Raw genomic sequence first — 11972 nt, 5'->3', positions numbered from 1 at the left:
GGCGGGGAATGGTAAACAAGCGTATAGAAACGTTGTTGGCGCAGTTGCGCCTACAGGGCATTCAGGACGAGCGTCTGCTGAAGGCGATAGAAGCCGTACCCAGAGAACGTTTTGTTGATGAGGCTTTCGAGCATAAAGCGTATGAAAATACCGCTCTGCCTATTGGTTCCGGCCAGACAATTTCGCAGCCCTATATGGTCGCGAAGATGACGGAGCTGCTCAGCCTGACGCCCGTATCCCGCGTGCTGGAAATTGGCACTGGGTCGGGTTATCAAACGGCAATTTTAGCGCTTTTGGTTCGGCATGTTTGGTCGGTTGAGCGCATCAAAGGGCTGCAATGGCAGGCTAAACGTCGCTTAAAGCAGCTTGATTTGCATAATGTTTCTACCCGTCATGGCGATGGGTGGCAGGGCTGGGCGTCGCGCGGACCGTTTGATGCCATCATTGTTACTGCTGCACCGCCAGAAATTCCCCGGGCGCTGATGGATCAGCTTGATGAAGGCGGCGTAATGGTATTGCCCGTCGGTGAACAGTCACAATACTTACAAGTTGTTCAACGCCATGCTGGCGAATTTATTATTCAAACGGTTGAAGCTGTTCGGTTTGTTCCGCTGGTCAAAGGGGAATTAGCCTGATACCGTGGCGTTGGTATGCATTTGTTGTTAAGTCTTTAAAATTTCAACATCACTGTTTTATAGTGCGAACTTGTTGATATTGTTAGCATCTAATCATCGTGGTGCCTTCCCGTTTTGCTTATGCGCCAGCGATGGTGAAGTAGCGATCTTTCTCGTTCCAACTAACGAATAAATCACCGGATACCGTTTATGCTACAATGACTTACGTGATAGGCAGTTGAGCGACGGCCAGTTAAGCGAGAACAGATACGAGGCAGACATGTCCGAATTGAGTTCTGAATACGACTGTTTTTTGAACGTTATAGTTACTTTTTTGAACACTATAGTTATAGGGGAGTAAGGCGCATGGGAAGCCGAATGATAAATTTGCGTCAGATTGCTGCTTGTACGGTGATTGTCTTAGGATTGGCGGGATGTAGCAACAATAATTCCAAATCCGCACCGATCAGCAGCGTTGACGGAAATACGGGCAGCCGAGGTGGGATGTTATCTGCGCCACCATCACGTATTTCAACAGCGGGTGAAAGCGTTGCAACAACGTCTGACGGACGAATTGTTTACAACCGCAGCTACGGCAATATTCCGAAAGGCAGCTACAGCGGCGGCAGTTCTTACACGGTTAAACGGGGCGATACCCTGTTTTATATCGCGTGGATTACCGGTAATGACTATCGGGATCTGGCGCAGCGCAACAATATTCCTGAGCCGTATAGCCTGAATGTGGGGCAATCACTGAGCTTAGGCAACGGTTCCGGCAACAATGCATCGGGCGGTGGCCTGACGAGCGGTGGTGGAATGCTGGCAACAACCGATGCGACACGAGGCGGTATACCAACGCCGCCATCAAGTGCGCAAATACAAACTACATCGGTTGATTCTCAGTCAACTAATGCGTATTCTGGTAATCAGGGTAAACAGAATGTAGGTAAGATGTTACCTACGACAGGGGCACCAACAACGGCTCCTGTTTCCGCACCAGCGGCTGTTGCCAGCAGCAATACCGTTGCTGTCGGCAGTTGGCGTTGGCCTACCGATGGGAAAGTCATAGATAGTTTCTCCGATTCCGAAGGGGGAAATAAAGGGATTGATATCGCCGGCTCACGTGGGCAACCGATCACCGCAACCGCCAGTGGGCGCGTGGTGTATGCGGGTAATGCGCTACGTGGTTACGGAAATCTGATAATCATCAAGCATAATGATGACTACCTCAGTGCTTATGCCCATAACGATACGATGCTAGTCCGTGAACAACAAGACGTCACGGCAGGACAAAAAATCGCTACGATGGGCAGTACGGGCACAAGCTCAGTTCGCTTGCACTTTGAAATTCGTTACAAGGGGAAATCCGTAAACCCGCTGCGTTTTCTGCCGCAGCGATAAATCGGGCAGAATATTTCGGTATTCTGCCAAGGGATCACGGGTAGGAGCCACTTATGAGCCAAAGTACGCTGAAAGTTAACGAGTTACATGAAGATACCGATTTTGAAGAAAATGGACTTGACGTTTTTGACGATAAAGCGCTGGCAGAGGAAGATACCAATGATAATGACTCGGCGGAAGACGAGCTATTATCGCAAGGGGTCCCACAGCGTGTCCTTGACGCAACACAGCTCTATTTAGGAGAGATCGGCTATTCGCCGCTTTTAACAGCAGAAGAAGAAGTTTATTTTGCCCGACGCGCGTTGCGTGGTGATGTCCCATCGCGCCGCCGGATGATCGAGAGTAACCTGCGGCTGGTAGTGAAAATTGCCCGTCGTTACAACAATCGTGGTCTGGCGCTGCTGGATCTGATTGAAGAGGGTAACCTTGGCCTGATCCGTGCGGTTGAAAAATTCGATCCAGAAAGAGGGTTTCGTTTTTCAACCTACGCAACCTGGTGGATTCGACAAACGATAGAACGGGCGATTATGAATCAAACCCGTACCATCCGTTTGCCGATTCATATTGTCAAAGAACTCAACGTTTATCTGCGCACCGCGCGCGAATTGTCTCACAAACTGGATCACGAGCCGAGTGCGGAAGAAATTGCCGAACAGCTTGATAAGCCAGTAGATGACGTCAACCGTATGCTGCGCCTGAATGAACGTATTACTTCCGTCGATACCCCGCTGGGTGGCGATTCGGAAAAAGCATTGCTGGATATTCTGGCAGACGAAAAAGATAACGGACCTGAAGACACCACTCAGGATAACGATATGAAGCAGAATATCGTTAAATGGTTGTTTGAGCTTAATGCCAAACAGCGTGAGGTGTTGGCGCGTCGTTTTGGCCTGCTAGGGTACGAAGCGGCTACGCTGGAAGATGTGGGTCGTGAAATCGGTTTAACGCGTGAACGTGTTCGTCAGATTCAGGTTGAAGGCTTACGCCGCCTGCGGGAAATTTTGCAGGTTCAGGGGTTGAGCATTGAAGAACTGTTTCGTGAATAATGTGTGACGAGTTACTGATGTCTTGAAATAAAAAATGGTGGGGAAACCCACCATTTTTTTATGCCTGTATTCGCCCTTTCATGTGAAAGGGCGATCTGACGGTAATTAGCGGATGATATTCGCCAGCAGGAAATCGACGATTTCGCTGGTTTTAATCATTTGCTTTTCACCGACCCGGCGGTTCTTATATTCAATCTCTTCGCTATCCAGATTACGATCGCCAATCACGATGGTATGCGGTACGCCAATCAATTCCATATCGGCGAACATTACACCCGGACGCTCTTTACGATCATCAAGCAGAACTTCAATGCCTTTAGCGCGCAGTTGCTGGTAGATATCTTCAGCGACTTCCTTCACGCGGAAAGACTTGTGCATGTTCATTGGCAGAATAGCTACGTGGAAAGGAGCAATCGCGTCTGGCCAGATGATGCCGCGTTCGTCATGGTTTTGCTCAATCGCCGCGGCGACAACACGCGTCACACCAATACCGTAGCAACCCATCGTCAACGTCTGGTTGCGGCCGTCTTCACCTTGAACTGTCGCTTTCAGCGCTTCAGAATATTTACTGCCCAGTTGGAAGATATGACCTACTTCGATACCGCGTTTAATTTGTAGTGTGCCTTTTCCGTCTGGGCTGATATCGCCTTCAACCACATTACGGATATCTGCAACCTGCGGCAGCGTCACGTCACGTTCCCAATTGATGCCAAAATAGTGTTTGCCATCGATGTTCGCGCCAGCGCTGAAGTCGCTCATGGCTGCTACGGTACGATCGACAACGACAGGAATTGACAGCTTGACCGGACCCAGTGAACCTGGACCCGCGCCGATAGTTGCACGAATCTCTTCTTCCGTTGCAAACGTCAGCGGGCTGGCTACCTGAGCAATTTTCTCCGCTTTGATTTCGTTCAGTTCGTGATCGCCGCGAACCAGTAATGCAACCAGTTTATGGCCGCTTTCTTCTGTTGCTTTAACCAGCAGCGTCTTCACCGTTTTTTCTACTGGCAGTGTAAACTGCTCAACCAGCTCGGCGATGGTCTTGGCATTCGGCGTATCAACCAGACGCAGTTCTTCCGTCGCTTCAGCGCGGCCTAACTTCGGCGCAACGGCTTCCGCCAATTCAATGTTTGCTGCGTAATCGGATTCTGTTGAGAAAACGATATCGTCTTCACCGCTGGTTGCCAGCACCTGAAACTCATGGGATGCGTTGCCTCCGATAGAACCGGTGTCTGCCTGAACAGCTCTGAAATCCAGATCCATACGGCTGAAAATCTTGCTGTAAGCGGCGTACATGGCGTCGTAAGTGACCTGCAACGATTCCTGCGAGGTATGGAACGAGTAGGCGTCTTTCATCAGGAATTCACGCGAGCGCATTACGCCAAAACGCGGGCGCACTTCATCGCGGAATTTGGTTTGAATCTGGAAGAAATTCAGCGGCAGTTGCTTATAAGAGCTGACTTCATTACGAATCAGGTCTGTAATAACTTCTTCGTGTGTTGGGCCGAGTACAAATGGGCGCTCGCCACGATCGACAAAGCGCAGCAGTTCTGGGCCATATTGATCCCAACGTCCACTTTCCACCCATAAATCGGCAGGCTGAACAACGGGCATTGAAATCTCAATCGCGCCAGCGTTGTTCATCTCTTCGCGCACGATATTTTCAACTTTTCTCAAAACACGTAAACCGGTCGGCAACCAGGTATAAAGGCCGGAGGCCAGTTTACGAATCATTCCTGCCCGGAGCATCAACTGATGGCTGATGACTTCTGCATCGGCTGGCGTCTCCTTGAGTGTGGAGAGCATGTATTGGCTAGTACGCATGGGGTTTTAGTTCCGTTAGAACGACAAATAGCATAGGGCTGCCGCGCAGCCGAAGGCACATAAAAAGTGGCTTAGTTTACCAGCGTGGGCGACGTGTCAAAAGAGAGCAGGGACAATTTTAGAATATATTGCTGTGGTTCATGTATTAACACGCGAGTGATGGGTCGAGGCTCAACACTTCAGTTTGTTCTTCGTAGACGCGCCAGCGCACATTGAATTCCAATAGTAAAACGGCGTATTCCCGCGTGGTACTTTCCCCTTTACGGTAAGCGGGACGCGGATCCTGTGCCAATACCTGTGAGATAAAGCGTTTCAACTGGGGATACTTCTTGTGGTGTTCTGCGATCTGGCTTTCCGCAAGCGGGGAGAAAACTACCGGCATCGCGGCATCGGGTGCCATTTGGGCAAAACCCGCCCGTGCCTGAGGATGGCTTTCCGCAAAGGGTAGGTAAGGTTTGATATCGACGACAGGTGTGCCATCGACCAGATCAAGACTGCCTAATTCGAGCGTAATGGCATCGCGTTTTGCACGGATCCCTTTTAGCTCAACCAGCGACATGCCAACAGGGTTGGGACGGAAGGTCGAACGCGTAGCGAAAACACCCGTACGTGCGTTTCCGCCCAGACGCGGTGGTCGAACTGTCGGACGCCAGCCGCCGTCCATCGTTTGATGAAAGATGAACACTATCCAAATATGACTGAAATCTTCCAGCCCCCGCACACATTCCACCTGATTGTAGGGTGGTAATAGCTGAAGCTCTCCGCCTCCATCTTCAATCAGACCCGGTTGCCGCGGAATGGCAAATTTTTCTTTATACGGTGAGCGGATAATCCCGATCTGATTGAAAACAAACTGACTCATTGTGCAGAAACTTTCAGCGCAGTGCCTTGGCAAACGACCTGGCTATAGCAACCCGCTACGCCGCTGACGGTTTGGCATTCATGCAGTAAAACCGCATTGGCTTTCATTGCGGTTGCGCGGTTTTGCATTCTTTTACGCGCATTTGCCGCGTTAGGGGGAGAATCCTGAGCGCTGACCTGACATGAGGAGCCTGAAACTTCGCCCATATCACGGAACGGTTTACCGACTAATTCTTCTGCACTTTTATATAACACCGCTGGCGTTGGGCGAGCCACAGGCTTCGGTTTCGGCGCAGGTTCTACAGTCTTAGTTTCAATTGCGGGTTGAGGTGTAGGTGCCGGTGGCTTCTGAAATAAAGAACAGCCTGTCAGCGACATGGCCAACAATATAAAGGGAACAGCACGCATTAAGGATTCCTCTGCTTTTTCTCAAAGAGCGGGTATTGAAGCAAGCAATTGCAGAAATAACAAGACGGGCCGTAGCCCGTCTTACAGATATCTTTTAATTAAACACATTAGGGCGAGATTACCAGCCTTTCACTGCGCCGCCGTTAAAGATTTTATTTGCTGCGTCGTTTACTTCATCAGACTGATAAGCCTGAACGAATTTCTTCACGTTTTCAGCGTCTTTGTTGTCTTCGCGTGAAACCAGCAGGTTTACATACGGAGAGTCTTTCTCTTCAACAAACAGGCCATCTTTGGTCGGCGTCAGGTTAATCTGGCTAGCGTAAGTGGTGTTGATTACCGCCAGCGCGATTTGTGCATCATCTAAAGAACGTGGCAGCTGTGGTGCTTCCAGCTCAACCAGTTTGATGTTTTTTGGGTTTTCAGTCACGTCCAGTACAGTTGGCAGCAAGCCGACGTTGTCTTTCAGTTTAATCAAACCGACTTTCTGCAACAGCAGCAGAGAACGCCCCAGGTTAGTTGGGTCGTTTGGCAGCGCAATTTGAGCGCCATCTTGCAGCTCATTCAGCGATTTGATTTTTTTGGAGTAACCCGCAATTGGGTAAACAAAGCTGTTGCCGACAGAAACCAGTTTATAACCACGATCTTTGATCTGTTGATCCAAATAAGGTTTATGCTGGAAGGCATTCAGATCGATGTCACCTTTGCTCAGGGCTTCGTTTGGCAACACGTAATCGTTAAATGTGACTAACTCAACGTCCAGACCGTATTTGTCTTTTGCCACTTTCTGCGCAACTTCTGCAACCTGTTGTTCTGCGCCAACAATAACGCCAACTTTAATATGATTAGGATTCTTTTCTTCCTGACCACATCCTGCGAGAGCCAAAGCACCAATGAGTGCGCCAATGGTCGCAATAGATTTCAGTTTAATCGCCATATCCTTACCCCTAATTAACTATTTTCTTGGCAGATGCCTTCAGGCAAATACGTATTGTGGTGAGATTACTTGTGTGTGACAGCTTTTACTGCCCTGTCGCCGCAGAATTGAATCAGGTAAACCAAAACAACCAGCAATATTAATACCGTATTCATGACCGTCGCGTTATAACCAATATAACCATACTGATAACCAATTTGACCTAAGCCGCCTGCGCCCACGGCTCCACCCATAGCAGAATAGCCTACGAGAGTAATTAGCGTGATGGTTGCGGCATTAATAAGTCCTGGTAATGCTTCCGGCAGTAATATCTTTCTGATGATTTGCATTGGCGTCGCGCCCATCGCACGGGAGGCTTCGATCAGGCCAGTAGGAATTTCAAGCAGGGCGTTTTCCACCATTCGGGCAATAAAAGGTGCCGCACCGACGGTGAGAGGAACGATCGCCGCTTGCAGACCAATAGAGGTTCCGACAATGATGCGGGTAAAAGGAATCATCCACACCAGCAAAATAATGAACGGAATCGAACGGAAAATATTGACCAGTGCAGAAATGGTCCGATAGATCTTGGGATTGGCGATGATTTGCCCCGGACGCGTGGTATACAATAAAACGCCTACAGGTAAGCCAAGCACAAAGCCAAAGAAACCAGAAACAAACGTCATCGCAACAGTTTCCCATATTCCCTTAGCCATTAACCACATCATTGCTTCAGACATAACCCAGAACCTCAATTGTAACGTGACTTTCCTGCAGGAATTGGATTGCGGCTTTGATATCCGCATCGTTGCCGTGCATTTCTGCCAGCATGATGCCGAACTTGACGCCCCCGGCGTAATCCATCTGGGCACTGATAATGTTGTTGTTGATGTTAAAGCGTCGAGCAACCTCGGACAGCAGCGGAGCATCCACCGATTTACCCGTAAATTCCATCCGTAATAATGGTGTGGTATCCGGTCGATAGTCAGGAGACAGACGAGCGAGGTAATCGTCTGGGATATCCAGGTGTAACGTTGACTGAATGAATTTCTGCGCCAACGGTGTTTTTGGATGTGAAAAGACTTCGCTTACGGTGTCCTGTTCGATAAGTCGTCCGTCGCTGATCACCGCAACCTGATCGCAAATACGTTTCACCACGTCCATTTCATGTGTAATAAGAAGAATGGTTAAACCCAGACGACGATTGATGTCTTTCAGCAACTCAAGAATTGAGCGAGTTGTTGCAGGATCTAATGCACTGGTTGCTTCGTCACACAGTAGAACTTTAGGATTGCTAGCCAGTGCACGGGCAATAGCGACACGCTGTTTTTGTCCGCCGGATAAATTGGCGGGATACACGTCGTGCTTATCTGCAAGCCCAACCAGTTCCAACAACTCGTTGACTCGTTTGGTGATGTCGGCTTTCGGCGTGTTATCTAATTCCAGCGGTAGCGCAATATTGCCAAAAACGGTGCGCGAAGCGAGCAGGTTGAAATGTTGGAAAATCATGCCGATTTGACGGCGTGCACGCGTCAATTGGCTATCTGACAGTTGAGTCAGTTCTTGCCCACCTACCAGAACTTTCCCTTCTGTCGGACGTTCCAATAAATTGACGCAGCGGATCAGTGTACTTTTACCTGCGCCCGATGCGCCGATAACGCCATAAATTTGCCCGGTGGGAACATGAAGGCTGACATCAGCAAGCGCGGTAATTGTCCGCCCGTTTTGCTGGAAAACCTTAGTAATATTAGAAAGTTCAATCATATGCTTTTATCGTGAGTGCCTATGGCTGGATAAATCAGTTTCTGAATTAACAGAATATGAAATGGATGTTAGGGCGTCTAGACGTCTAAGTCAATCGGGATTGTCATGGCTCTGCATTCTCCCTATCGGCGAAAACATGCGATACTACCGCGTAATTTAGGCATTCAGGAGCAAAGTCAGTGGCACAAAGCGTTCCAGCAGTTTTTCTTGATCGTGACGGCACGATCAATGTCGATCACGGTTATGTTCATGACATTGACCATTTTCAATTTATTGATGGCGTCATTGATGCCATGCGTGAGTTGAAAAGCATGGGGTTCGCGCTGGTTGTTGTGACGAATCAGTCCGGCATCGCCCGCGGTAAGTTTACAGAAGATCAGTTTATGCAACTTACGGAGTGGATGGACTGGTCGTTGGCCGATCGTGGTGTTGATCTGGATGGCATCTATTTTTGTCCGCATCATCCTGACGCTGGGGAAGGTGAGTATCGCCAGAGTTGTGATTGCCGTAAACCTGAGCCGGGCATGCTGCTTTCTGCACAGCGTGAACTGAACATTGATATGGCAGCTTCTTATATGGTGGGAGACAAATTAGAGGATATTCAGGCTGCAATAGGTGCTGGTGTAGGAAAAAAACTGCTGGTTCGTACTGGTAAACCCGTCACTTCGCAAGGCGAAGCACTGGCTGATGGTGTGCTGGAAAGCCTTGCACACCTGCCAAAATGGATAAAAACGCACGGTTAATAAGCGGAACGAATGAAAGATGCGCAAACAGAAAAAAGTTTACGAGATTTGCTTGCGCTTCTGAATCGGCTCCCTATAATGCGCCTCCATCGACACGGCGCTGTGAACACACAACCGGGTCGATAAAGAAAGAGAAAGCGCGTTAAAATAAGCGTTGACTCTGAAGGTGAAAAGCGTAGTATACGCCACCTCGCGATGTGGTTAAGACCACAACGCACTGCTCTTTAACAATATAATCAGACAATCTGTGTGGGCACTCACAAGACCGTATCTTAACGATATAAAAAGTCTTGAAGAGTGAACAACAGTAAATTCATTACGAATAAACAGTTTTAAATCTTTGAGCATCGCTGACGAGTTCAGCAAATCAAACAAATCTTAAATTGAAGAGTTTGATTCATGGCTCAGATTGAACGCTGGCGGCAGGCTAACACATGCAAGTCGAGCGGTAGCACAGGAGAGCTTGCTCTCTGGGTGACGAGCGGCGGACGGGTGAGTAATGTCTGGGAAACTGCCTGATGGCGGGGGATAACTACTGGAAACGGTAGCTAATACCGCATAATGTCTTCGGACCAAAGAGGGGGACCTTCGGGCCTCTTGCCATCAGATGTGCCCAGATGGGATTAGCTAGTAGGTGAGGTAATGGCTCACCTAGGCGACGATCCCTAGCTGGTCTGAGAGGATGACCAGCCACACTGGAACTGAGACACGGTCCAGACTCCTACGGGAGGCAGCAGTGGGGAATATTGCACAATGGGCGCAAGCCTGATGCAGCCATGCCGCGTGTGTGAAGAAGGCCTTCGGGTTGTAAAGCACTTTCAGCGGGGAGGAAGGCGGTGAGGTTAATAACCTCATCGATTGACGTTACCCGCAGAAGAAGCACCGGCTAACTCCGTGCCAGCAGCCGCGGTAATACGGAGGGTGCAAGCGTTAATCGGAATGACTGGGCGTAAAGCGCACGCAGGCGGTCTGTTAAGTTGGATGTGAAATCCCCGGGCTTAACCTGGGAACTGCATTCAAAACTGACAGGCTAGAGTCTTGTAGAGGGGGGTAGAATTCCAGGTGTAGCGGTGAAATGCGTAGAGATCTGGAGGAATACCGGTGGCGAAGGCGGCCCCCTGGACAAAGACTGACGCTCAGGTGCGAAAGCGTGGGAGCAAACAGGATTAGATACCCTGGTAGTCCACGCTGTAAACGATGTCGATTTGGAGGTTGTGCCCTTGAGGCGTGGCTTCCGGAGCTAACGCGTTAAATCGACCGCCTGGGGAGTACGGCCGCAAGGTTAAAACTCAAATGAATTGACGGGGGCCCGCACAAGCGGTGGAGCATGTGGTTTAATTCGATGCAACGCGAAGAACCTTACCTACTCTTGACATCCACAGAATTCGGTAGAGATACCTTAGTGCCTTCGGGAACTGTGAGACAGGTGCTGCATGGCTGTCGTCAGCTCGTGTTGTGAAATGTTGGGTTAAGTCCCGCAACGAGCGCAACCCTTATCCTTTGTTGCCAGCGATTCGGTCGGGAACTCAAAGGAGACTGCCGGTGATAAACCGGAGGAAGGTGGGGATGACGTCAAGTCATCATGGCCCTTACGAGTAGGGCTACACACGTGCTACAATGGCGTATACAAAGAGAAGCGACCTCGCGAGAGCAAGCGGACCTCATAAAGTACGTCGTAGTCCGGATTGGAGTCTGCAACTCGACTCCATGAAGTCGGAATCGCTAGTAATCGTAGATCAGAATGCTACGGTGAATACGTTCCCGGGCCTTGTACACACCGCCCGTCACACCATGGGAGTGGGTTGCAAAAGAAGTAGGTAGCTTAACCTTCGGGAGGGCGCTTACCACTTTGTGATTCATGACTGGGGTGAAGTCGTAACAAGGTAACCGTAGGGGAACCTGCGGTTGGATCACCTCCTTACCAAGAAGATGTGTGTTAAGTGAAGTGCTCACACAGATTGTCTGATGAAAATAACGAGCAGAAATACCTTAATAGGCTTGTAGCTCAGGTGGTTAGAGCGCACCCCTGATAAGGGTGAGGTCGGTGGTTCAAGTCCACTCAGGCCTACCAACTCTTCCGTGAGTGGTATCTAAGGTATCTGTAAGCAACGATGGGGTTATAGCTCAGCTGGGAGAGCGCCTGCCTTGCACGCAGGAGGTCTGCGGTTCGATCCCGCATAGCTCCACCATTACTACTTGCAACATAAAAGACTTCAGAGTGTATTGGAAACAGTATGCTGCGAAGTATTTTGCTCTTTAACAATCTGGAACAAGCTGAAAATTGAAACATGACAGCTGAACATACTGACACGACAGTAATGTGGTGTGAGTGATGCATCAGTCTGTCAATGAGTCTCTCAAATAATCGCAGCGCGATAGTGTCTTTCAAGACACCTTC

10 protein-coding genes, 2 tRNA genes and 1 rRNA gene are annotated in these 11972 nt (G+C 49.4%); 7 read left to right on the top strand and 6 right to left on the bottom strand.

Features of this window, described 5'->3' with window-relative positions; all coding sequences use genetic code 11:
• Positions 1 to 8: 8 nt before the first annotated feature.
• The 3 genes from KKH3_RS15435 to rpoS all read left to right on the top strand — a co-directional run bounded on the left by KKH3_RS15435 (position 9) and on the right by rpoS (position 3061).
• Complete coding sequence (locus KKH3_RS15435; RefSeq protein ID WP_039361193.1) at positions 9 to 635, top strand: protein-L-isoaspartate(D-aspartate) O-methyltransferase; 627 nt, start codon at positions 9 to 11, stop codon at positions 633 to 635.
• A 357-nt stretch (positions 636 to 992) separates the two neighbouring features.
• Positions 993 to 2015, top strand: coding sequence for a murein hydrolase activator NlpD (nlpD, locus tag KKH3_RS15430; protein WP_039361191.1), 1023 nt, complete (start codon positions 993 to 995; stop codon positions 2013 to 2015).
• A 53-nt stretch (positions 2016 to 2068) separates the two neighbouring features.
• Complete coding sequence (rpoS, locus tag KKH3_RS15425) at positions 2069 to 3061, top strand: RNA polymerase sigma factor RpoS (protein ID WP_010299820.1); 993 nt, start codon at positions 2069 to 2071, stop codon at positions 3059 to 3061.
• Between the two features lie 105 nt (positions 3062 to 3166).
• Here the strand turns inward: rpoS and proS are convergent, their stop codons facing one another.
• The 6 genes from proS to metN form a co-directional block, all read right to left on the bottom strand.
• Positions 3167 to 4885 carry a proline--tRNA ligase gene (gene proS, locus KKH3_RS15420; protein ID WP_039361189.1) on the bottom strand — a complete coding sequence of 573 codons (1719 nt, stop codon included), beginning with the start codon at positions 4883 to 4885 and terminating at the stop codon, positions 3167 to 3169.
• A 145-nt stretch (positions 4886 to 5030) separates the two neighbouring features.
• Positions 5031 to 5747: a tRNA (N6-threonylcarbamoyladenosine(37)-N6)-methyltransferase TrmO gene (gene tsaA, locus KKH3_RS15415; RefSeq protein ID WP_039361187.1), complete on the bottom strand. Its 717-nt coding sequence runs from the start codon at positions 5745 to 5747 to the stop codon at positions 5031 to 5033.
• The gene (gene rcsF, locus KKH3_RS15410) at positions 5744 to 6154 is read right to left on the bottom strand and encodes an Rcs stress response system protein RcsF (protein ID WP_039361185.1); all 411 of its coding nucleotides are present in this window, start codon (positions 6152 to 6154) and stop codon (positions 5744 to 5746) included. The genes tsaA and rcsF overlap by 4 nt, the downstream gene beginning before the upstream one ends.
• Positions 6155 to 6272: 118 nt before the next feature.
• Complete coding sequence (locus KKH3_RS15405) at positions 6273 to 7088, bottom strand: MetQ/NlpA family lipoprotein (RefSeq protein ID WP_039361184.1); 816 nt, start codon at positions 7086 to 7088, stop codon at positions 6273 to 6275.
• Positions 7089 to 7153: 65 nt separating this feature from the next.
• Entirely contained in the window at positions 7154 to 7807 is a 654-nt protein-coding gene (locus KKH3_RS15400) for a methionine ABC transporter permease MetI (protein ID WP_039361182.1), read from the bottom strand.
• On the bottom strand, positions 7800 to 8831 hold the full coding sequence (gene metN, locus KKH3_RS15395; protein ID WP_039361179.1) for a methionine ABC transporter ATP-binding protein MetN: 1032 nt from the start codon (positions 8829 to 8831) through the stop codon (positions 7800 to 7802). Before metN ends, KKH3_RS15400 begins: the two co-directional genes overlap by 8 nt.
• A gap of 179 nt (positions 8832 to 9010) precedes the next feature.
• On the opposite strand from metN, the gene gmhB reads away from it, so the two are divergent.
• The 4 genes from gmhB (at position 9011) to KKH3_RS15375 (ending at position 11763) form a co-directional block, all read left to right on the top strand.
• Complete coding sequence (gene gmhB, locus KKH3_RS15390; RefSeq protein ID WP_039361176.1) at positions 9011 to 9574, top strand: D-glycero-beta-D-manno-heptose 1,7-bisphosphate 7-phosphatase; 564 nt, start codon at positions 9011 to 9013, stop codon at positions 9572 to 9574.
• Between the two features lie 380 nt (positions 9575 to 9954).
• Positions 9955 to 11495 (top strand): 16S ribosomal RNA (locus KKH3_RS15385).
• A gap of 73 nt (positions 11496 to 11568) precedes the next feature.
• Positions 11569 to 11645 (top strand) — tRNA-Ile (locus KKH3_RS15380).
• A gap of 42 nt (positions 11646 to 11687) precedes the next feature.
• Positions 11688 to 11763 (top strand) — tRNA-Ala (locus tag KKH3_RS15375).
• The last annotated feature ends 209 nt before the right edge of the window (positions 11764 to 11972 follow it).

It is taken from the genome of Pectobacterium actinidiae (assembly GCF_000803315.1).
Classification (GTDB): domain Bacteria; phylum Pseudomonadota; class Gammaproteobacteria; order Enterobacterales; family Enterobacteriaceae; genus Pectobacterium; species Pectobacterium actinidiae.
Note: the sequence above shows the minus strand (reverse complement) of the source record. Positions and strands in the feature narration are given on the sequence as shown.

Coding starts and splice junctions, on each gene's coding strand:
- proS (WP_039361189.1), bottom strand. CDS start 4,885: ATGCGTACTAGCCAATACATGCTCTCCACACTCAAGGAGACGCCAGCC.
- KKH3_RS15435 (WP_039361193.1), top strand. CDS start 9: ATGGTAAACAAGCGTATAGAAACGTTGTTGGCGCAGTTGCGCCTACAG.
- rpoS (WP_010299820.1), top strand. CDS start 2,069: ATGAGCCAAAGTACGCTGAAAGTTAACGAGTTACATGAAGATACCGAT.
- KKH3_RS15405 (WP_039361184.1), bottom strand. CDS start 7,088: ATGGCGATTAAACTGAAATCTATTGCGACCATTGGCGCACTCATTGGT.
- tsaA (WP_039361187.1), bottom strand. CDS start 5,747: ATGAGTCAGTTTGTTTTCAATCAGATCGGGATTATCCGCTCACCGTAT.
- KKH3_RS15400 (WP_039361182.1), bottom strand. CDS start 7,807: ATGTCTGAAGCAATGATGTGGTTAATGGCTAAGGGAATATGGGAAACT.
- rcsF (WP_039361185.1), bottom strand. CDS start 6,154: ATGCGTGCTGTTCCCTTTATATTGTTGGCCATGTCGCTGACAGGCTGT.
- nlpD (WP_039361191.1), top strand. CDS start 993: ATGATAAATTTGCGTCAGATTGCTGCTTGTACGGTGATTGTCTTAGGA.
- metN (WP_039361179.1), bottom strand. CDS start 8,831: ATGATTGAACTTTCTAATATTACTAAGGTTTTCCAGCAAAACGGGCGG.